The following is a 21,485-nucleotide window of genomic DNA, read 5'->3' on the forward strand; positions in this document are numbered from 1 at the left end:
AATTTTATTTATTATTTTCTTGTATATGTGTCTTATGGTTAATGTCATTCTTTTTTCTATTAATAGATTCTCCAATCTTACTAGATATATTAAAAGATGTAATCATATTATTTAACATTTCACTAGCAGCTCCTGGAGAATTAGGTAACAAAATTAAATTAGTATTTGTTTTTTCACCCACAGATTGAAGAGTATCATAATGTTGAGTCACTACGATTAAAGCAGAAGCTTCTTGAGAATTTATTCCAACATTATTTAATACTTCTACAGATTCCAAAATTCCTCTAGCTATCTCTCTCCTTTGATCCGCTGTCCCTTTTCCCTGCAATTTTTTACTTTCCGCTTCAGCTTGAGCTTTAGCTACAATTTTAATTCTTTCCGCTTCAGCTTTATATTCTGCAGCGACTTTTTCTCTTTCTGCTGTATTAATACGATTCATAGCTTGTTTTACTTGTTCATCAGGATCAAGATCTGTTACTAATGCTTTAATAATAGAATATCCATAATCTAACATAGAACCTTCTAATTCTCTTTTTACAGCAAGAGCTATATCATCTTTTCTTTCAAAAACATCATCCAAACGCATTTTTGGAACTTCAGCTCTTACAACATCAAATATATAAGAAGTGATTTGAGAATTAGAATTATCTAATTTGTAAAAAGCTTCATAAACTTTATCTTGAATAACTTGAAATTGCACTGAAATTTTTACTTTTACAAAAACATTATCTTTAGTTTTTGTATCCACCAAAATATCTAATTGTTGAATTTTTAATGTAAGCTTTCCCACTATGTTATCTATGATAGGAATTTTAAAATGCAATCCAGCTTGACAAATACTATGAAATTTTCCTAGTCTTTCAACAATAGCAGCCGTTTGTTGATTTATTGTAAAAATAAAACTAGAAAAAAAAGATAGAACCAAAAGAACTAATAATCCATAAAATAAAAAACTAAAAATACTCATATTTATTAAATATTATCTTTGTATTTCTTCATTTTACATATCCAATTCTAAACGCGCTTCTTCACTCATAAACTCTCTATTCCAAGGAGGATCAAACGTTAAAACAATATCTACATTTGAAATTCCTTCTATGGATTGAACTCTTTCTTTTACTTCTATAGGTAAACTTTCAGCAACTGGACAATTTGGAGTTGTAAGTGTCATGATGATTTTTACCTCTTTTCCTCTAGAAATTTGTATATCATAAATCAATCCAAGTTCATAAATATCTACCGGTATCTCTGGATCAAATATACTTTTTAATACAGAAATAATACGGTCTTCTAAATCTAAAAATGACGAACAATCTTCATTCATAATTTTTCTTTGATAGGATTTATTCTCTTTAATTCTTTTCCAAATTTATCAAAAAAACGAATAGGATAACCTAATTTTTTTAGCCTAGGATAGACTTCATTCGCTTTTCCAATCACTAAAATTCTTCCATTTTTTACAGGAAAAATTTTTCTACTAGATTGAAAAATATTAGAAATAGTTACAGATTTTATACTATTCAAATAATTTTTGTAAAAATTATTTGTAAGATTATTTTTTAGTTCACTGATAAAAAGATCACTAATTCTATTTGGATCTTCCAAATCAAGAAGAAACTGACCGCTTATTTCTTTTTTTTTAATATTCAATTCCTCCAAAGAAACTTTATTTTTTGAAATTTTTAAAATTTCTTTCAAAATATCTTGAATCACTTTATCAGTAACTTCATTTCTTACTTGAGTATAGACAGAAAAAAATCCTACATATTTATCTGATTTTAAAATAGAATAAACTCCATATGTATAAGCATTTTTTTCTCTAAGATTTAGAAACAAACGGCTTTGAGGCCCTCCCCCTAAAATTCCGTTTGCTAAAATAGAAGAAAAATATATAGAATCACTTTTTTTTAAAAAAACAGGACCTCCAAAACAAATTGTAGATTGAGTAAGAGATGGAAGATCCACTATATCTATTTCTATTTTTTTAGATGGAACTCTAATTATCCTTAGATTTTTTCTTGATTTAAAAAAATTAATTTTCTTTTTTTTCCATTTATAAAGATAACGATTACACAATTTTTTTGTTTCTTGCAAAGAAACATCTCCTATAAAAGATAAATAGGAAATATTCGGAATATAATATTTATTATATAATCTTTTCAAATCATTAAGAGTAATATTTTTTATGGTATCATATGTTTCATATTCTCCATAAGGATGGTTTTTTCCAAAATATAAAACATTTCTGACTCTTTGTAAAAGAGCATCTGGATCTTTTTCTGAAAGATTCAGATCTATAATTCTTTGTTTAACTATTTTTTCTAATTCTTTAGAATTATCAAATTTACTATTGATTAGAATATCACTCATAATGTCGATAGATTTATCTAAATGCTCTTTCAAAGTAGAAAGAGAAATTCCTGAAAAAGAAGTGTACAAAGTTGTTCCAATATAGTCTATGGTTTCATCCAATTCTTCTTTAGAATAATTTTTTGTTCCAGAACGAAGCATTTGACCAAAAATTTTTCTGATTCCAGCTTTATCTTTTTCCAAAAAAGGAGGAAAATTCAATTCTAGTCCAACTCTAACTAAAGGAAGTTTATGGTTTTCTACCACTAAAACTTTTAACCCATTTTTCATTTGAAATGATTTAGGTTTTTCAATATTAATGAGAATCTTTCTTTTTAAAGATTTGGGTGGAATACTACGATCAATTGTTTGGGAAAACATAATAATACTACTATTACAAAAAAAAATCACAATCTGAATAAGAAGAATAATATTTTTTTTCAAAAGTTTAATTAGATGGAACATTATACAAACGGACTCTACAATTTTTATTGAAATACTTATTAGCAACTCTTTTAATATCTTCTACAGATATTTCACTATATTTTTCAATATCTGTATTGATTAAATCCGTATTTTTATAATATAAATAATAATGAGCTAAATTATCTGCTATTCCACTCATAGAATAATTTTTAAAAAGGAATTTTTTATAAAAATAATTTATCTGTTTTTCAAGTTCATACTGGGTAATTCCTTTTTCCTTTAAAATTTCAATTTCTTCATCTATAACTTTTGTTAATTGATCTAAAGAGATTCCAGGATTTATTACCCCATATATAGTAAAAGTTCCATAATCTTCCATAGAGTCTAAAAAAGATCCTGCATAAGAAGCCATTTGTTTTTGATTTACCACATTTTTCATAATACGAGAACTTTCTCCGGAAGATAAAACATGATCTATAATTTTTAATACATAAGAATCTTTCTCTATTATTTTTGGAACTCTATATGATAAAAAAATTCCTGGAACTTTAGTATTCTTATCTACATATTTAAAAAATATTTCTTGAGTTATAGGATCCTCTTCTATTTTTTTCATGTGAAAATTTATTTCTCCTTTGGGAATAGAATAAAAATATTTTTTAATTAGATTTCTTGCTTCATTCATCTCGAAATCTCCTGCTACGACCAAAGTAGCATTATTTGGAACGTAATAGGTTTTATAAAATTTCTTATAATCTTCTTCGTTTGCTCTATTTAAATCTTTTTCCAATCCAATAATTGGATATTTATAAGGATGTTTCTTAAACAATAAAGAAGGAATTATTTCTGAAATTGCTATTGCAAATGGTTGATTTTCAACTCTCATTTTTTTCTCCTCTTTTACAACTTCTCTTTGAATGTTAATACTTTCTTTATCTACTTTTGCATGGAACATTCTTTCAGATTCCAACCATAATGCTAAAGGAAGACGATCCGATGGTAAAATTTCATAATAACAAGTTTCATCATAATTTGTATAAGCATTGTTTTTTCCTCCATTAGAGGCTATATACTTAAAAAACTCTCCTCTTTTAACATTTTTAGATCCTTCAAACATAAGGTGTTCAAAAAAATGAGCAAATCCGGATTTTCCTGGAGATTCATTCTTTGTTCCTACATGATATAAAACAGAGACAGAAACCAAAGGATTAGTATTGTCTTGATGTAAAATAACATGTAATCCATTTGAAGAGAGTGTTTCTTCAAAAAATCTAACTTTAGATTCTGTTTTTTTAGCTTTCAAATTATTTGAATTAAACATTATTATTATTGCTATAATTGTTATTAAGAAATAAATTTTATTTCTATTCATGAATGAAAAATGAAATTTAAAAACAACAAAGTTAAAGATTAGAAAAAGAAAATAACGAATTTTTTTCTTTTATTTTTGTTGTCATAAAGACAAAATTATGAATTGATTTGTTAATATATGAGAAATTTTTTATTTATACTTCTATTTTTGTTTTCTTTTAAAATTGAAACAAAAAACATAGAAGGAAATGCTGAAAGAGGATTGGAATTGTTTAAAAAGAATTGTACAGCTTGTCATTCCATAGATTTAGAAAAAAAAATGATAGGGCCTCCTTTATCTGGAGTGATAGAAAAAAGAAGTAGAGAATGGTTACATAAATGGATTTTAGATAACAAATCTTTAAGACAAAGTGGAGATAAAGAAGCAATAGCTATTTATAAGGAATATGGAAATACAGAAATGAATTCATTTCCACAATTGTCAGAACAACAAATAGATGATATTCTATTTTTTATAAAAAATCCAATAAAAGAAAAGAAAGAAAACTCAGAAATACTAAAAGAGAACAATCATAATGATAATGAAAATATAAAAGAAGAATTTATACAATTTTTAATTAAAATTATTGTTTTTGGATTTAGCATTTTATCTATTATTCTTCTTTGGATTTTATACAGGATCAAAATATTAACCAAATTATTAAGTGAAAGTGACATCATTTTTCAACAAAAAAAGAAAAAGAATTTTTTGACAATCAGTTTCTTTTTTTTGTTTAACAAACTTTTGGAAAAAAAAAAGATCATCTTATGTTTTTTTCTTGTCTTTTTTTCCATATTGAGTGGATATGAAATTTGGAGTTTTTTAATGAAAATAGATGTAAATAAAGGATATAAACCAGAACAACCTATTTATTTTTCTCATAAAATTCATTCTGGAATCAATGGAATTGATTGTCAATATTGTCATTCTACTGCTAAATATAGCAAAGTTTCCGGAATTCCTTCAACAAACATTTGTATGAATTGCCATGTTACTATTAATGAATACAAAGGAGATTATATTGAAAAAGGAAAAAGCAGAGAGGAATATAATAAGGAAATACAAAAAATATATCATTTAGTAGGTTGGAATCCAGAAAAAAGAGAATACTCGGGAAAAACTCATCCCATTCAGTGGATTCGCATACACAATATGCCAGATTTTGTTCATTTTGATCATTCTCAACATATAATAACTGGAAAAAAAATGATCAAAAAATCAAAAAAAGTAGATTTAGTTTGTAATGCTTGTCATGGAGAAGTTCAAAATATGGATCAAGTAGAAATGTCTAATGATTTTACTATGGAATGGTGTATTTCCTGTCATAGAAAAACAGAAATAGATACTAACAATCAATACTATATTGAACATTTTCCAAATGTAATAAAAAAAGAAAAAAGAATAACTATAGATATGATTGGAGGAACAGAATGTGCAAAATGCCACTACTAACATAATGTGATTTTATTCTTAAAAGTCTATTGACTGAGTCGCAATCTCAGTTTTATTTTTATTTTAAAAATTTTATTATTCATGATGAAATCAAATAAAAAAGAAAATTCCGTTTGTTCGTGTTCGGATAATAATCATGTTGGAGAAATTCCAGTTAAAGTTCTTTTACAAAAGAAAACATCCAGACGTGATTTCCTAAAATGGATTGGATTTAGTACAGCTTCTGTAACTTTAGCTGCATGTAAAGGTCCAGTAATCAAATCTATTCCTTATGTAGTAAAACCAGATGTTGTTGTTCCAGGAATTCCTACCTATTATGCATCTACTATGATGGATTCTTTTGATATTGGAAGTGTTTTGGTGAAAACAAGAGAAGGACGTCCTATTAAAATAGAACCTAATTTGACATCAAAATATTTTAATACCACGTCGTCTAGAATCCAATCTTCTATTTTATCTCTTTATGATGAAGAAAAATTAAAAAACCCATTTATTAATGGAAAAAAATGTTCTTGGAATGAAATAGATAATTATGTCATTCAGCATTTAGAAAAAATATCCAAAGCAAAAAAAGATATTGTGATTCTTTCATCTTCTTTTCCAAGTTTTTCTACAAAAAAATTAATTCAATGTTTTTCAAAAAAGTATCCTACAACTAAATGGATTACCTATGATGCCATTTCATACTCTAAAGTTTTAGATGCTTCTGAAGAAATCCTTGGACATCGCGGATTTCCATTTTTTGATTTATCAAAAACAGAATTAATAGTGTCTTTTGATGCTGATTTTTTAGGAGATTGGTGTCCAGAAAATATGGGAAAAGCTTATGCAAAAAATAGAAATCCAGAAAAATCTATGATACAACATATTCAAATAGAGAGTAATATGTCATTATCAGGAGCAAATGCAGATATCCGTATTTCAAAAAAACCTTCTGATATAAAAAAAATGTTATTTGAGGTTTACCAGTATGTTTTTTTAGGAAGAGAATCCAAAGATCAAAATGTCAAAAATATAGCTTCTTTAATAAAAAAGAAAGGATCAAAAAGTGTCATTCTTGCAGATGGAGATAAAGAATCTTATATTCAATCTCTTTTGATTAATAAAAAAATTCACAGTAATGCTTTACAAGAAAAATTTTTTTTATCAAAAGAAAGTAATGATGAAAAATTAAAAACTTTTCTGGATAATAAAATAGAAAAAGAAAAAGTAGGAGCCCTATTCATTCATAATACAAATCCTATTTATAGTCTTCCATTTCCTTACAATAAAAAAATAAAAAAATTATTAAAAAGTATTCCCCTTACAATTTCCTTTTCTATGAAAAAAGATGAAACTAATGAAGTCATGAATGTTTTAGCACCTATACCTCATTGGCTTGAAAGTTGGGGGGATACTCATCCTGTGACAGGAATTTATACTCTAATTCAACCAACCATTCAATGTCTCTTCAATACAAGACAATTTCAAGAATCTTTAATAATTTGGGGAAAAATTAAAGAAAAAAATTATTACGATTTTTTAAAAAAAACTTGGGAAAAAGAAATCATTCCGAAATCAAATGTTTCATCGTTTAATGAAGCTTTGTTTCATGGAGTTGTAGAAAAAAAAGAAAATATAATATTTAGAAAAAAACATTCTAATAATAATGATTATGAAAAGAAATTACTCAATTATATCAATCATGAAAAAAAATTAGAATTAGAAAAATATTTTGAACTTAGATTATATACAAAAATAAGTATAGGAGATGGACATCAACATAATAATCCTTGGTTGCAAGAATTTCCAGATCCTATCACAAGAACGACCTGGGATAATTATTTAACTATCTCCTCTTACGATGCAAAAAAAATAGGATTAGAAAATTGGTATACAGGAAGTGGAGCTATGAATGGAAATTGTGTCGATTTAATTAAAAATAATAAAATACTGATTAAAGACCTTCCTATTTATATTCAACCTGGACAAGCTATAGGATCTGTAGGATTAGCTTTTGGTTATGGGAAAAAAAAATTCTCTAAAATATGCAATGGAAAAAATGCTTATGCAGTTTACGAAAATTTTGATTTAATACAAAAAAATATACAAATAAAAAAAGCAAATAAAATACATAAATTTGCTTGTGTCCAATTACAAAACACTGCAGTAGGAAGAAATTTAGCAAAAGAAACAGATTTAGAAACTTTTTTAAAAAAACCTATGGAATTTTGGAACGAACAAGAAAAAATTTCCACCCATAAAGGAATGTTATCCCCAAACCAAATTTCCATTTTTGAAAATAAAAATAAAGAAAATGAAAAAAAAGGACATCATTTTAACTTATCTATAGATTTAAATGCTTGTATTGGATGTGGAGCTTGTGTTATATCATGTCACTCGGAAAATAATGTTCCTGTAGTTGGAAAGGAAGAAATAAGAAAATCTAGAGATATGCATTGGATACGTGTTGATAGATATTATTCTGATAATAAAAAAAATCAAAAAGTATCTTTTCAACCAGTAATGTGTCAACATTGTGATTATGCTCCTTGCGAAACTGTATGTCCAGTAGGAGCAACAGTTCATGGAGAACAAGGTCAAAATATGATGGCCTATAATCGTTGTGTAGGAACACGTTATTGTGCAAATAATTGTCCTTATAAAGTAAGACGTTTTAATTGGTTTGACTATGTCAATAATCAAAAATTTGATTTTAACATGAATAATTCCCTAGGAAAAATGTCTATCAATCCAGATGTTGTTGTAAGAACCAGAGGTGTTATGGAAAAATGTTCTTTATGTATACAAAGAACACAATATACTATAAATATGGCAAAAAAAGAAAATAGAAAAATAAAAGATGAGGAATTTAAAACAGCTTGTAGCATTTCTTGTCCTACAGACGCAATTGTTTTTGGAGATGTTAATGATGAAAATAGTCAAATTTCAAAAAAAATAAAAGATTCAAGATCTTACAAATTACTGGAGTTTATAGGAATACGTCCAAATGTTTCCTATCAGTTAAAAATTAGAAATTTAAAATGAAAAAATTATGCAAAAATACTGTCTCTGTAAGAGATCCATTAATTATAGGAAAAAAAACATATCAAAACATCACAGATGATATTTTAAACCCTATAGAAAAAAAAGCTGGAAACTTATGGTGGATGGCTTTTTTCATCTCTATTTTAGCTTTTTTATGGGGATTAGGATGTATTATTTATACTTTAGGAACAGGAATAGGTGTATGGGGATTAAACAGAACCATTAATTGGGCTTGGGATATTACTAATTTTGTTTGGTGGGTTGGAATTGGTCATGCTGGAACTTTAATTTCCGCTGTTTTGTTGTTATTTAGACAAAAATGGCGTTTATCTATTAATAGATCTGCTGAAGCTATGACCATTTTTGCAGTTATCCAAGCTGGATTGTTCCCTATTATTCATATGGGAAGACCATGGAATGCCCATTGGGTATTACCTATTCCTAATCAATTTGGAAGTTTATGGCCAAATTTTAATTCTCCCCTTTTATGGGATGTATTTGCCATTAGTACTTATTTTTCTGTATCAACTGTTTTCTGGTTCATGGGATTAATTCCAGATTTTGCTATGATACGAGATAAAGTTACAGATCCCACTAAAAAAAAAATATACAGTATTCTTAGTTTTGGATGGGGGGGGACATCTAAAGATTGGCAAAGATTTGAAGAAATTTCTTTAATTCTAGCTGGATTATGCACTCCGTTAGTTTTTTCAGTACATACAATTGTTTCTTTTGATTTTTCAACCTCTGTCATTAAAGGTTGGCATAGTACTATATTTCCTCCTTATTTTGTAGCCGGAGCGATATTTTCAGGATTTGCAATGGTACAAACTCTATTAGGAGTAGCACGAAAAGTTCTTTCTTTAGAAAGTTATATTACTAGAAATCATATTGAATATATGAATATGATTATTTTGTTAACAGGAGGAATCGTTTTGTTGGCTTATCTTTCTGAATTTATTCTTTCATGGTATTCCAGTAATCCTTTTGAAGAGTATACTTATTTTTCTATAAAAGCAGCAACAGGTCCATTTTGGTGGGCTTTTTGGGCTTTAATTATTTGTAATGTTATTATTCCGCAATTTTTATGGATAAAATCTGTAAGAAGAAGTTTTTTTTGGTCTTATATTATAGCAATTATTATAAATATTGGAATGTGGTTTGAAAGGTTTGACATTATTGTATTGAATTTAAGTCGTGATTATATTCCTTCTTCTTGGACTGGATTTATTCCATCATTTGTAGATGTTGGAATATTTATAGGAACTATTGGTTTTTTTTTCGTTCTTTATTTATTATATATACGTGTATTTCCAGTGATTTCTCAATCAGAACTGAAAACAATATTGAAATCTTCTACTACTAACAAAGACTTCTTAAATAAGAAAAAATGAAAAAATGTGTATTTAATATTTATGCATTATATGATAATGATGATTTAATGATAAACAGCATTAAAACTCTTAAAAAAAATGGAATCTATATACATGAAGTCTATTCTCCATTTCCAATTCATCATTTAAACCATGTTCTTGAATTGAAAGAAACTCATCTATCTTTTTTATCTTTCATATATGGATTGTTAGGATTCCTTGTAGGAAGTGTCCTTACTTGGTATACTATGATTTGGGATTGGCCACAAAATATTGGAGGAAAACCTTCTTTTTCTTGGATTATCAATATTCCTTCTTTTGTTCCTGTTATATTTGAACTATCAATTTTTTTCTCTGCACATTTTATGTGTATTACTTATCTCATTCAATGTAGATTATTTCCAGGAGCTATTCCAAAAAATCCTGACCCAAGAACTACTAATAATATGTTTTTAATAGAAATTCATACAAAAGATAATACTGAAAATAAGAAATTAATGAGTTTTTTAAAAAAAAGTGGTGCAATGGAAATCAACATAAAAGAAATTAATAATAATTAGAACTATGAAAAAATATTTTTTTTATGTTGTGATATTTTTTATAAATATGATAAATAATTCTTGTTGGTTGGATAAGTCTAAACCCAATAGAGTGTACATGCCAGATATGTATTATTCTGAAGCTTATGAACCTTATTCAGATCCATATCCTGATTATAAAAAATCTCCTAAAAAAGTTAAAATCCCTTTTTTCTTAGGAGGAAGAGGATCTTCACTTTTCCCAGTGAAAGGAACTATTCCAAGAAATCCATATGGATTTCTTTCTTACGATATTCCTAATACAAATAAAGGATATGATGATTCTAAAAAAATTGTGACATCTCCTTTACAAAAGGAGAAAAAAACAAGTAGAATAATTACTACAGAAGATGGAAAAAATATTTATCAAATTAACTGTTCCATTTGTCACGGAAATAATGGAGATGGACAAGGTCTTTTGGTGAAAAAAGAAAAAATATTAGGAATTCCTAGTTATAAAGATAGAGATATAACTATTGGAAGTGTTTATTATGTTGTTACATATGGAAAAAATAATATGAGTTCTTATGCTTCTCAATTAAATGAAGTTGATAGATGGAAAGTCGCAGAATATGTCATGTATTTAAAAAATAATAAATAGTAAAGAAATGTATTATCTATTTTCTAAAAAATTGAAAAAAATAATTCTTATTTTCATGTTAACAGGGATCTTTCTTCTTTTTATTGCCCTCACAAAGGGATATTTTTTCAATATTCATAATAGAGAAGAAAATCAGCCTTGGCTAAGTTTATATATAGGTTTTTTTTATTTTACTACTATTTCTCTAGGGTCATTATTTTTCTTGTGTATACAAAATATATCAAAATCAGGATGGTCTATTGTAATTCATCCTGTAATGGAGGTCATCTCTTCTTTTCTTCCATATGGAGGATTAATGATTTTAATAATTTTATTATTAAATGCTATGGGAATGATTCATTTATTTCATTGGATGGATTTTTACAATAATCCTACTTCATTAAAGTATGATAAAATTATTGCTAATAAAAAATTATTTCTCAATATTCCTTTTTTTTTAATAAGAAGTATTATTTATGTAACAGGATGGAGTTTTTTTTATTTTAGGATAAAAAAAATATCTCACATATTAAATGTGACACGTTCTTTAATGTTTTACAAAAAATTAAACAGAATATCTGTTCTTTTTATTATTTTCTTTTCCATAACATCTATTATCATGGGATGGGATTGGATTATGTCCTTAAATCCTCATTGGTTTAGCACTTTATTTAGCTGGTATATTTTAAGTACTTATATAGTCACAGGAATTGGAATTCTTACAATAATATCTCTTTATCTCAAAAAAAAAGGATGTTTTTCATTTTTTAATGAAAATCATTTGCATGATTTAAGCAAATATCTTTTTTCTACTAGTTTATTGTGGACCTATTTTTGGTTTTCACAATTTTTACTATATTGGTACGGAAATATTCCAGAAGAAATTTCTTATTTTATAAAGAGAAAAGAAATATACCATTCTATTCATTTATGGATACTGATTCCAAATTTCTTAGTTCCTTTCTTTGGGTTGATGAGTAGTAAAAATAAAAAAAACCCAAAAGTAGTTTTTGCAGTAACTTGTATTTTGCTTATTGGACATTATATAGACATATACAATTTGATAGTACCTGATGTAAAAAAATTATTTGATTCAAAATTTGGATTATATGAAATTGGATCTTTATTATTAACAGGATCTCTTTTTAGTTATATTTTATTTTTAAATTTAAACAAAAAGGAATTAAATTTCATTGGAAATCCTTTTTTTAAAGAAAGTGAAAATTACAAATATCCTTATATGTGAAGATTAGAATCTTTTACAAAATTCATTATAGATTTATTGGATCCAAAAAGAGTTAAAATATCTCCTTTTTTCAAAATAGTATCTCCCGTAACTAATCCTATCACTTTTCTTGTAGAATTTTTCTTGGAAGACATAGGATTTTTCAAATCTCTTATGATAGTAATTAAAGAAACAGAATATTTTTGTGTTAAATTAAGGCTTTTCACAGATTTTCCACTAAAAGAGTATGGAGAAAAAACTTCTGCAATAGAATGTTTATTATCTACTCTAAAATAATCTAAAGCATAATTAAAAGAAATTTGTTTAGTTAATCGAAAAGCAGCATCTTGTTCTGGATGAACAACATTATTAATTCCCATTGCTTCTAATATTGTATCATGTATTTTGGATAATGATCGACTCACTATTCTAAGATGTTTATATTTTTTCAGTATAGCCGTTGTTACGATAGAAGATCCTTCATTTTCTCCAATAGCAACAATTCCTAAATCAGCTTGTTGTATCGGTAAAACTTTATATGCTGATTCATTATTTGCATCCATGCAGACTACATTAGCTATATGATCTTTTAATAAATCAACTTTTTCCATTTTATGATCTACACCGAAAACCTCATGTCCATTATCTGTCAAATTGAGAGCTAAAGATCTTCCAAAATTTCCTAGTCCAATGATTATAATTTTCATTTTATGAACTTAACTTTTTTGAGTAAAACAATATAATATTAATTATATAACTCTTATTTCTTCTCATTCTCAATTCTCAACTAATGAGGATATATCCTTTAGGATATCTATAATAATCATCATGAGCATTCATTCTATTTTTTTTTAATAATCCTAACATAATATTGAAAACTCCTATTCTTCCTAATAACATTAAGATGATTAAAACGAATTTACTTCCAATACATAAATGGGGAGTAATTCCTAAAGATAATCCTGCTGTTGAAAATGCAGAAAAAACTTCAAAAGAAATAGATAGAAGATCCAGTTTTGGATCTAAACAAAGAATAGTCAAAATTCCAATATATATCACAAAAATAGATAACATTATAATTGAAAAAGCGAGTTTAATAGACTCTGAAGAAATTTCTTTTCTTTGAATTTCTAATCTAGCTTTTCCTCTAGATAAAGAAATAATATTCATTAATGCCAATGCAAAAGTACTTGTTTTTATTCCACCACCTGTAGAAGCTGGAGAAGCTCCAATCCACATTAAAAAAATAGTAAATAAAATAGTGATTTTTGCTAATTTTTTCATATCTAATACTTGAAATCCTGCGGTTCTAGATGTTGCAGAAGAAAAAAATGAAACAACCCATTTTCCTACAAAAGTAGGATGTTCTGAAAGGGAACAATGGTATTCACTCATATAATAAAAAATAGTTCCTATTATAAGTAAAAAACATGTTGTGAATACAACAATTTTTGTATTTAAAGTGACAATATGTGCAGGATATCTAAAAAATTCATCTTTAAAAATTTTATAAAAAAATTTTTTAAATGTTAACCATATATATGTAAAAAAGTTAAATAAAATATCAAATCCTATTCCTCCCAATATTAATAAACATGCAAGAATAAACTGTAATAAATAATTAAACCTCACATATTCTGAATAAAGTCCCTGACTTAGGGTAGAAAAACCACTATTACAAAAAGCGGATACAGAATGGAAAATAGAAAAAAACAATGGATTTTCCAATTTCATTTTATCTCTATTAATGGAAAAATAAATTAATAAAGTTCCTATTATTTCTACGATTAGAGTAAACATAACCACTTTCACCGCTAGGCTAAGAACATTATTTGTAGTTTTTTTATTCAAAAAATTACTAATATAAATTCCTTCTCTAAAAGAAAATCCATCTCTAAAAAAATAACTAAAAAAAGAAGTAATAGTTAAAATTCCTAACCCTCCAAGTTCCACTAAAACAAGTAGAATGATTTTTCCTAAAAAAGTAAAATCCTTTGCTGTATCTAGTACTACTAATCCAGTGACACAAACAGCACTTGTAGAAGTAAACAAAGCATCTACAAATGATATTCCTTTTACTGTAGATGCTGGAAGCATTAGTAATACAGATCCCAAAAAAGACAAAAGAACAAAACTCGTAATAAAAATAAAAGCAGGATTATGTATTTTAACGTAAACAATAATCCGCATAAAATATGTCGTGCAGATTAAAATATATAAAATAAGACTGATGAATAAATAAATTTTTATGTCTTCAATTTTTTCATTTCTACAAAAAATTTGAAAAAAAGAAAAAATAAGAGAAATAATCAAAATAAAAAAAGATAAAAAAATCATGGATTTATATCCCTTATTGAGATTTTTTTTTAAAAAAAAAAGAATAAACAAATGTAAAAAACTTAATAAAGAAACTATGCTAATAAGTATTAATGAATTAAAAAAAGGATTTATATAAGTTTTCCATCCTAAAGATATTAGGATATATAAAAATATAACTGGAGTTATAATAAATGGTAATAAATTTTTATCATACATAATTTTCTTTTCTCTTTTTTAGACAACGAATTAATTCATTAATTTAATGAAGAATAAGAATATGAAAATTTGAAAATATAAAATGGAAAAAAGAATATCCGTCTTGTATCGAATTAAGGATTAAATAAATTCTATTAATTAATTAGAAATAAAAAGGTCTAAATGTTTCAATTTTATTGAATTCTTTATTGCAAAATTTAACATAAGAAAGAAAAGACATTTCTATTGCAGATGGGCTCATACGGAAAATAAAACGAAAATTTTCTGAAAAAATTTTTTTTTCTGAAAAATCAACATTTCCAAAAAAATATACTTTATTTTTTTTTGGAAAAGATTTGAAAAAATTATCCCCCAATTTTTTTATGGAAATAGGATATAACATCTTTTTTGAATGATTAAACAATGAAGTATAAACCAAATCTGATTTAGCATGTATCATGGGAATCAAAAATCCATTTTGAATATTAATTTTTTGAGAAAGAATCGTTAATGAATCTAATGACAATAATGGAATTCCTAAAGCACAACATAATCCTTTAGCTGCAGATATTCCGATCCTTAAAGAAGTATATGATCCTGGCCCTTTACTCACACAAATTGATTCTAAATGACTCAAATCAATTTTTGAAATTTGAATAGCATTCTGTATAAATGTATGCAGTTTTTCTGAATGAAGAAATTCATTAGAATTTTCTTCTATAGACATTAGACACACTCCGTTTTTTGCTATACTGACTGAACAATTTTTTGTAGAAGTTTCTAAATTAAGAATTAAGGACATTTTTTTCTTTAATTCTAATTTTTTATTTATATATTAAAAAAAAATAATGATAAATACAAAAAAAGTAATAAAATATATTGTTTCTTGGCTAAGAAAATACATAAAAAAATCTCAATTAAATGGATTTATCATTGGAGTTTCTGGAGGAATAGATTCTGCAGTAACATCCATGTTGGTTGCTATGACAAAACATCCTACTATTGTATTAGAAATGCCTCTTTTGGAAAAAGAAGAAAACTTTCTATCTAAAAAACATATTGATTTTTTAAAATCAAGATTTCCCAATGTTAATTCTTTAAAAAAAGATTTATCTTTTTTGTTCACTTCTTTTTGTCATACAGTTCATAACTGTAACAAAGAAATAAAAAAAAATCAAGAAGCTTTAGCTTTAGCTAATACAAAATCTAGAATTAGAATGATGACTTTGTATTACTATGCAAATATAAAAAACTATTTAGTTGTAGGAACTGGAAATAAAATAGAGGATTTTGGAGTTGGATTCTTTACAAAATATGGAGATGGAGGAGTGGATATTCATCCAATAGCTGATTTAACTAAAAGTGAAATACGTTCTCTAGCTAAAGAATTAAATGTTCTTGATTGTATTCAAAAAGCAAAACCTACAGATGGACTATGGGAAGATAAAAGATCGGATGAAGATCAATTAAAAGCTTCTTACGAAGAATTAGAATGGGCGATGAAAATATCAGAAAAATCAAAACAAATCAGTTTTTTAAAAGGAAGAGAACACGAAGTCATGAAGAGATACCTAATTTTACATAAAAAAAATAATCATAAAATGATTCCTATTCCTGTTTGTAAAATTCCTTTAAAAATAAAAAAAAATAAATTGATTTGATATTAAAAATATCACTAATCTAACTACAATAAGAAGCTAAGAATAGAAACTTTTTGTTGTCAAAAACATTACTTTCATTCAGATTTCCATTCATAGAGTAGAAATGATCTTATTTTTTCTGAATTAATTTCTTCATTTGATTCTAAAAAAAATAAAAATTGATAGAAAATCCTTTTCTTACCTTTGTTTATCATGAATTAAGTTAATTTATGAGATGGAAGAAAAAAATAATAAAAAAATTTATTCCGTGAATAAAAAAACTCCATTACGGAATAATGCTTGTTATATGAGCGAAGAAGAAAAAATAAATAAAATAGAAAAACATTTCTTTCATATTATGAATACTCTAGGATTAGATATGAATGATGATAGTTTAAAAAAAACACCAAGACGTGTAGCAAAAATGTTTATAAAAGAAATATTTAGCGGCCTTAATCCCAATACAACTCCAAAATCATCCACTTTTGAAAATAAATATAAGTATAATCAAATGTTAATAGAAAAAAATATTACAGTTTATTCGACTTGTGAACATCATTTTCTTCCTATTGTTGGAAAAGCTCATGTTGGTTATATTTCTAATGGAAAAGTTGTAGGTCTTTCAAAAATTAATAGAATTGTTAATTTTTATGCAAGGAGACCACAAGTTCAAGAACGTCTAACTATGCAAATTGTAAAATCTTTACAAGATATGCTAGAAACAAAAGATGTTGCTTGTGTCATAGACGCAAAACATTTATGTGTAAATTCACGTGGAATTAGAGATATAGAAAGTAGTACTATTACAACTGAATTCATAGGTTCTTTTAAAAATAATCCAGAAATTAGAAGAGAATTTTTTCATTATATTGGAATCCCTTAAGGGAAGAAGAAAATCATTTAAGGAATAATAATGAATATAGAAAAAAAGGATATACGAAATCACATCAAAATATATAATTCTTTAACAGGAAAAAAAGAATTATTTCAGCCTATTAATAAAGAATATGTTGGAATTTATGTTTGTGGCCCTACAGTTTATAACGATATTCATTTAGGAAACTGTCGTACTTTTATATCATTTGATTTAGTTTTTCGTTATTTGAAACATTTAGGATACAAAGTTCGTTATATTCGAAATATCACGGATGTAGGACATTTGGAAAATAATGAAGGAGAAGACAAAATTTCTAAAAAATCTCGTATTGAAGGACTTGAACCTATGGAAATTGTTCAAAAATATACAAGGTCTTTCCATTATATATTAAATATTTTCAATACTTTACCGCCTAGTATTGAACCAACAGCTACCGGTCATCTTATAGAACAGATAGACATGATTAAAGAATTAATCAAAAAAAATTTAGCATATGAAAAAAACGGTTCTGTTTATTTTGACATAAAAAAATATAATAAAAGATTTTCTTCTTACGGAAAATTGAGTCATAATAAAATAGATCAACTTTTGAATAAAAAATTCAACTCTATTGTTGTAGAAAAACGTTGTTTTCAAGATTTTTCTCTTTGGAAAAAAGCCAATACAAATCATATTATGAATTGGAATTCTCCATGGGGAAAAGGATTTCCAGGTTGGCATATAGAATGTACAACTATGAGTACTAAATATTTAGGAGAAACTTTTGATATTCATGGTGGAGGAATAGATTTAAAATTTCCACATCATGAATGTGAATTAGCTCAAGCTATAGGAATTTATAATAATAATCTTGCACACTATTGGATGCACACAAATATGATGACCTTTAATGGTCAGAAAATGAGTAAATCAACAGGAAATTTTTTAGGATTAAAAGATATAATTTATAAATCTTTTCATCCCACAATCATTAAATTTTTTATTTTACAATCTCATTATAGAAGTCTTTTAAATTTTTCTCATCAAGGACTTATAAATGCTGAAAAAGGATATGATCGTTTAATGAATGCAATTAAAAAATTAGAATCTTTTTCTAAAAAAAAGAGAATAAAAAATAATTATTCGTCAACTTTTAATATTATTCAATGGATAAAAAATTGTTATTATGCTATAAATGATGATTTTAATATTCCTTTATTGATTTCTCATTTATTCGAAGTATCCCACATTATTAATAATAATTCTTTTATAGAATGTTCAAGTTCAGATGTCAATCTGATAAAAAAATACATGAATTATTTTATATTTGATATTCTCGGTCTTCAAAAATTAGAAAAAAAAACTTCAGATAATTCTGATAAAAAATTAAAAATACTTATTGAAAGATTGATAAAATTTCGTATAGAGGAAAGAGAAAAAAGGAATTGGATCCTTTCGGATAGAATTAGAAAGGAATTATCTCACATAGGAATTTCATTGCATGATGATAAATTATTTTAATGTTTTATCTATATCCTCTATAAGATCTTCTACATTTTCTATTCCAAAAGATAAACGAATAAGTGAATCTTGAATTCCTGCATTTTTTCTAATCTCTAAAGGAGTGGACTTATGTGTCATAGTTGCTGGATGACAAATTAAACTTTTTGTTCCCCCCAAACTTTCTGCTAATTTGAACAATTTGGTAGATGTAACAACTTTTTTTGCAGATTCTATCGTGTCATCTTTCAAGCTAAAAGAAACTATTCCTCCAAAATACCGTTGCTGTTTCACTGCGATAGTATGATTTTTATGAGATGGTAATCCAGGATAATAAATTTTATCAATGCAGTTTTTCTTTTCTTTCTCTAAAAAAGAAGCAACTTCAAATGCATTTTCAGATTGTTTCTTCACACGTAAATACAAAGTTTGACACCCTCTTATAGTTAACCAAGAATCAAAAGGAGATAAAATTCCTCCAGTTGCATTTTGAATATATTTCAATTTTTCATACAAATCTGGATTTTTTACTGTAATTAATCCAGCTAATACATCCGAATGACCCGCAAGATATTTTGTAGCACTATGAATAACAATATCTGCACCTAAATTAAGAGGATTTTGAATGGCAGGAGAAGCAAAAGTATTATCCACTACAATTAAAATGTTTGGATTGATTTCTTTTGTAGAAAAGCTAATTTTTTTAATATCAGATATTTTTAAAGTGGGATTCGTCGGTGTTTCTAACCAAACAAGTTTTGTTCTCTTAGAAAGAGAAGAAATCACATTTTCGTAAAAAGTCGTATCCACAAATTTGGAATAAATGTTCAATTTTTTATACAAATTTAATAAACGAAAAGTTCCCCCATAAATATCATCGACAGCTACTATTTCATCTCCATATTTTAATAATTTTAAAATTGCATCTACAGATGCTAATCCAGAAGAAAAAGCAAGACTTGCATAACCAGATTCTAAATCCGTAATTAAGTGTTCCAATATTTTTCTTGTCGGATTATTTGTTCTTGTGTAATCAAAACCTTTATGAATTCCAGGAGCATCTTGAACATAAGTAGAAGTTTGATATATTGGTGTAGAAATAGCTCCTGTGAGAGGATCTGATAATATTTTCTGAATAAGTTTTGTTTCTTCCTTCATTATTAAGAAAAATTTCGCAAATAATATGCAAATGTACTCTTTCAATTCAAAAGATGGAAATTCATTAAAGATTGATATTAAAAAAAAATATAAATTTACTTTTTGTTTTTTTTTCCAATGTGGAAATGAATTTTAATAAACTAAAATTTATAATTCTTGTTTCTTTCATGATCGTTTCCGGTTTACCGGTTTTTTCTACTCCTCCTTCTTCTTCTGTATTAGTAAAAGAAAAAGAGAAAAAAAAAACTATTGATGTTTCTAAAATAATTGTTGAACATGTTAGTGATTCTCATGAATGGCATATTGTTGGAAACAATAAAAAAGGAATTGTATTTTATTTTCCTGTTTTTCTGTGGAATCATGGATGGGAGATTTTCTCTTCTTCTCAATTTTCATTTGGAAATGTAGTAAAAGGAAAATTTGGATACTATAAAATGTTTAAAGAAAAAATATACAAAACTGATTCCAAAGGAATTTTATATCTAGATGCGAGAGGTATTCCTAAAAACTATAAACCTTTTGATTTTTCTATTACAAAAAATGTGATGTCTATATGCATATCATTTTTTGTTTTGTGTTTTATTTTTATAAAAATGAGACATAGTTATAAAAATCATCAAGTGAAATGGAACATCGGAATTTTTTTAGAATTCTTAATTTTATTCATTCGTAATGAAATAGTGATTCCAAATATTGGAGAAAAAAAATATAGACCTTATTTTCCTTTTTTATTAACCACTTTTTTTTTCATATTGATAAACAATTTAATAGGTCTTATTCCTAGTTTTCCAAATGTGACCGGAAATATAAGTATTACATTTGTTTTATCGCTAATAATTTTTATTATCACTAATATTAATTCCAATAAAAGTTATTGGAAACATACTTTTTGGATGCCAAATGTTCCTTTTCTAATAAAACTTATACTTATTCCAATAGAATTGATTGGAATTTTTATTCGTCCACTAACTTTATGTATTCGTTTATTTGCTAATATTACTGCTGGTCACATTATTATTTTAAGTTTTATTTGTCTTATTTTTATTTTTAAAAATTTATTTATTGCTAGTTTTTCCATAACTTTCGGTTTCTTTATTTCTTTATTGGAAATTATGGTAGCTTTTTTGCAATCCTTTATTTTTACAGCTTTATCTTCTTTGCTTATAGGAATGACTGTAAAAAATTATGAAAATAAAACTCACTCAAAATAATCAATTATGGATAATCTAAATATAGATTTAACTTATTCTGGAATAGCTGCTTTAGGAGCAGGTATTGCAGTAATAGGTGCAGGATTAGGAATTGGAAAAATTGGAAGTTCTGCAATGGATGCGATTTCCAGACAACCTGAAGCTTCAGGAAAAATACAAAATGCAATGATTATTGCTGCAGCTCTTATTGAGGGAGCAGCTCTTTTCGGTATAGTAACAGCTTTATTAGCTGTATTTAAATAATA

General features: G+C 26.2%; 19 protein-coding genes. 11 read left to right on the plus strand and 8 right to left on the minus strand.

The genetic code is table 11. The features are described 5' to 3' along the window. Positions 1–4: 4 nt before the first annotated feature. The 4 genes from H0H77_RS00270 to H0H77_RS00285 are packed head-to-tail and all read right to left on the minus strand — an operon-like array spanning position 5 to position 4,096. Complete coding sequence (locus H0H77_RS00270; protein WP_185851619.1) at positions 5–967, minus strand: SPFH domain-containing protein; 963 nt, start codon at positions 965–967, stop codon at positions 5–7. A 33-nt stretch (positions 968–1,000) separates the two neighbouring features. After that, on the minus strand, positions 1,001–1,324 hold the full coding sequence (locus H0H77_RS00275; protein ID WP_185851620.1) for an iron-sulfur cluster assembly protein: 324 nt from the start codon (positions 1,322–1,324) through the stop codon (positions 1,001–1,003). Beyond that, positions 1,321–2,814, minus strand: a complete 1,494-nt coding sequence (locus tag H0H77_RS00280; RefSeq protein WP_394366557.1) for a M16 family metallopeptidase — start codon at positions 2,812–2,814, stop codon at positions 1,321–1,323. The genes H0H77_RS00275 and H0H77_RS00280 overlap by 4 nt, the downstream gene beginning before the upstream one ends. Next, a complete protein-coding gene (locus H0H77_RS00285) occupies positions 2,798–4,096 on the minus strand; it encodes a M16 family metallopeptidase (protein ID WP_185851833.1) in 1,299 nt (432 codons plus the stop codon). The genes H0H77_RS00280 and H0H77_RS00285 overlap by 17 nt, the downstream gene beginning before the upstream one ends. 168 nt (positions 4,097–4,264) lie before the next feature. Here H0H77_RS00285 and H0H77_RS00290 point away from each other — a divergent pair, with 168 nt between their 5' ends. From H0H77_RS00290 to H0H77_RS00315, 6 genes are all read left to right on the plus strand, one after another. Continuing rightward, on the plus strand, positions 4,265–5,578 hold the full coding sequence (locus tag H0H77_RS00290) for a c-type cytochrome (protein WP_185851622.1): 1,314 nt from the start codon (positions 4,265–4,267) through the stop codon (positions 5,576–5,578). 81 nt (positions 5,579–5,659) lie between these two features. Then, positions 5,660–8,605, plus strand: coding sequence for a 4Fe-4S dicluster domain-containing protein (locus H0H77_RS00295; protein ID WP_185851623.1), 2,946 nt, complete (start codon positions 5,660–5,662; stop codon positions 8,603–8,605). Further along, a complete protein-coding gene (nrfD, locus tag H0H77_RS00300; RefSeq protein WP_185851624.1) occupies positions 8,602–9,999 on the plus strand; it encodes an NrfD/PsrC family molybdoenzyme membrane anchor subunit in 1,398 nt (465 codons plus the stop codon). Before H0H77_RS00295 ends, nrfD begins: the two co-directional genes overlap by 4 nt. Then, on the plus strand, positions 9,996–10,538 hold the full coding sequence (locus tag H0H77_RS00305) for a DUF3341 domain-containing protein (protein WP_185851625.1): 543 nt from the start codon (positions 9,996–9,998) through the stop codon (positions 10,536–10,538). The genes nrfD and H0H77_RS00305 overlap by 4 nt, the downstream gene beginning before the upstream one ends. Before the next feature lie 4 nt (positions 10,539–10,542). Beyond that, positions 10,543–11,157 (plus strand): c-type cytochrome, encoded by a 615-nt coding sequence (locus H0H77_RS00310; protein WP_185851626.1) that lies wholly within the window; start codon positions 10,543–10,545, stop codon positions 11,155–11,157. 7 nt (positions 11,158–11,164) lie between these two features. Then, the gene (locus tag H0H77_RS00315) at positions 11,165–12,382 is read left to right on the plus strand and encodes a hypothetical protein (protein ID WP_185851627.1); all 1,218 of its coding nucleotides are present in this window, start codon (positions 11,165–11,167) and stop codon (positions 12,380–12,382) included. Here the strand turns inward: H0H77_RS00315 and H0H77_RS00320 are convergent. The 3 genes from H0H77_RS00320 to tsaB all read right to left on the minus strand — a co-directional run bounded on the left by H0H77_RS00320 (position 12,373) and on the right by tsaB (position 15,677). Beyond that, on the minus strand, positions 12,373–13,068 hold the full coding sequence (locus H0H77_RS00320) for a potassium channel family protein (protein ID WP_185851628.1): 696 nt from the start codon (positions 13,066–13,068) through the stop codon (positions 12,373–12,375). The genes H0H77_RS00315 and H0H77_RS00320 overlap by 10 nt on opposite strands. A 76-nt stretch (positions 13,069–13,144) precedes the next feature. Beyond that, positions 13,145–14,896: a TrkH family potassium uptake protein gene (locus H0H77_RS00325; protein WP_185851629.1), complete on the minus strand. Its 1,752-nt coding sequence runs from the start codon at positions 14,894–14,896 to the stop codon at positions 13,145–13,147. A 142-nt stretch (positions 14,897–15,038) separates the two neighbouring features. Continuing rightward, complete coding sequence (tsaB, locus tag H0H77_RS00330) at positions 15,039–15,677, minus strand: tRNA (adenosine(37)-N6)-threonylcarbamoyltransferase complex dimerization subunit type 1 TsaB (protein ID WP_185851630.1); 639 nt, start codon at positions 15,675–15,677, stop codon at positions 15,039–15,041. A gap of 46 nt (positions 15,678–15,723) precedes the next feature. Here tsaB and nadE point away from each other — a divergent pair, with 46 nt between their 5' ends. From nadE to cysS, 3 genes are all read left to right on the plus strand, one after another. Next, entirely contained in the window at positions 15,724–16,536 is an 813-nt protein-coding gene (gene nadE, locus H0H77_RS00335) for an NAD(+) synthase (protein ID WP_185851631.1), read from the plus strand. Between the two features lie 214 nt (positions 16,537–16,750). After that, positions 16,751–17,398, plus strand: a complete 648-nt coding sequence (gene folE, locus H0H77_RS00340) for a GTP cyclohydrolase I FolE (protein WP_185851632.1) — start codon at positions 16,751–16,753, stop codon at positions 17,396–17,398. Positions 17,399–17,428: 30 nt separating this feature from the next. After that, positions 17,429–18,892, plus strand: coding sequence for a cysteine--tRNA ligase (cysS, locus tag H0H77_RS00345; RefSeq protein WP_185851633.1), 1,464 nt, complete (start codon positions 17,429–17,431; stop codon positions 18,890–18,892). Here the strand turns inward: cysS and H0H77_RS00350 are convergent. Beyond that, a complete protein-coding gene (locus H0H77_RS00350) occupies positions 18,884–20,029 on the minus strand; it encodes a trans-sulfuration enzyme family protein (protein WP_185851634.1) in 1,146 nt (381 codons plus the stop codon). The two genes, cysS and H0H77_RS00350, sit on opposite strands and share 9 nt — an antisense overlap. Positions 20,030–20,196: 167 nt before the next feature. Between H0H77_RS00350 and atpB the strand changes: the two genes are divergently transcribed. Both atpB and atpE read left to right on the plus strand, forming a co-directional pair. After that, positions 20,197–21,240 (plus strand): F0F1 ATP synthase subunit A, encoded by a 1,044-nt coding sequence (atpB, locus tag H0H77_RS00355; RefSeq protein ID WP_185851635.1) that lies wholly within the window; start codon positions 20,197–20,199, stop codon positions 21,238–21,240. Positions 21,241–21,246: 6 nt separating this feature from the next. Beyond that, entirely contained in the window at positions 21,247–21,483 is a 237-nt protein-coding gene (atpE, locus tag H0H77_RS00360) for an ATP synthase F0 subunit C (RefSeq protein WP_185851636.1), read from the plus strand. Positions 21,484–21,485: the final 2 nt, after the last annotated feature.

It is taken from the genome of Blattabacterium cuenoti, assembly GCF_014251255.1.
GTDB classification, from domain to species: domain Bacteria; phylum Bacteroidota; class Bacteroidia; order Flavobacteriales; family Blattabacteriaceae; genus Blattabacterium; species Blattabacterium cuenoti_W.

Excerpts from the sequence above, each read along its gene's own strand:
- H0H77_RS00270 (WP_185851619.1), bottom strand. The coding sequence starts at position 967 with ATGAGTATTTTTAGTTTTTTATTTTATGGATTATTAGTTCTTTTGGTT.
- H0H77_RS00275 (WP_185851620.1), bottom strand. The coding sequence starts at position 1,324 with ATGAATGAAGATTGTTCGTCATTTTTAGATTTAGAAGACCGTATTATT.
- H0H77_RS00280 (WP_394366557.1), bottom strand. The coding sequence starts at position 2,814 with ATGTTCCATCTAATTAAACTTTTGAAAAAAAATATTATTCTTCTTATT.
- H0H77_RS00285 (WP_185851833.1), bottom strand. The coding sequence starts at position 4,096 with ATGTTTAATTCAAATAATTTGAAAGCTAAAAAAACAGAATCTAAAGTT.
- H0H77_RS00290 (WP_185851622.1), top strand. The coding sequence starts at position 4,265 with ATGAGAAATTTTTTATTTATACTTCTATTTTTGTTTTCTTTTAAAATT.
- H0H77_RS00295 (WP_185851623.1), top strand. The coding sequence starts at position 5,660 with ATGATGAAATCAAATAAAAAAGAAAATTCCGTTTGTTCGTGTTCGGAT.
- nrfD (WP_185851624.1), top strand. The coding sequence starts at position 8,602 with ATGAAAAAATTATGCAAAAATACTGTCTCTGTAAGAGATCCATTAATT.
- H0H77_RS00305 (WP_185851625.1), top strand. The coding sequence starts at position 9,996 with ATGAAAAAATGTGTATTTAATATTTATGCATTATATGATAATGATGAT.
- H0H77_RS00310 (WP_185851626.1), top strand. The coding sequence starts at position 10,543 with ATGAAAAAATATTTTTTTTATGTTGTGATATTTTTTATAAATATGATA.
- H0H77_RS00315 (WP_185851627.1), top strand. The coding sequence starts at position 11,165 with ATGTATTATCTATTTTCTAAAAAATTGAAAAAAATAATTCTTATTTTC.
- H0H77_RS00320 (WP_185851628.1), bottom strand. The coding sequence starts at position 13,068 with ATGAAAATTATAATCATTGGACTAGGAAATTTTGGAAGATCTTTAGCT.
- H0H77_RS00325 (WP_185851629.1), bottom strand. The coding sequence starts at position 14,896 with ATGTATGATAAAAATTTATTACCATTTATTATAACTCCAGTTATATTT.
- tsaB (WP_185851630.1), bottom strand. The coding sequence starts at position 15,677 with ATGTCCTTAATTCTTAATTTAGAAACTTCTACAAAAAATTGTTCAGTC.
- nadE (WP_185851631.1), top strand. The coding sequence starts at position 15,724 with ATGATAAATACAAAAAAAGTAATAAAATATATTGTTTCTTGGCTAAGA.
- folE (WP_185851632.1), top strand. The coding sequence starts at position 16,751 with ATGGAAGAAAAAAATAATAAAAAAATTTATTCCGTGAATAAAAAAACT.
- cysS (WP_185851633.1), top strand. The coding sequence starts at position 17,429 with ATGAATATAGAAAAAAAGGATATACGAAATCACATCAAAATATATAAT.
- H0H77_RS00350 (WP_185851634.1), bottom strand. The coding sequence starts at position 20,029 with ATGAAGGAAGAAACAAAACTTATTCAGAAAATATTATCAGATCCTCTC.
- atpB (WP_185851635.1), top strand. The coding sequence starts at position 20,197 with ATGATCGTTTCCGGTTTACCGGTTTTTTCTACTCCTCCTTCTTCTTCT.
- atpE (WP_185851636.1), top strand. The coding sequence starts at position 21,247 with ATGGATAATCTAAATATAGATTTAACTTATTCTGGAATAGCTGCTTTA.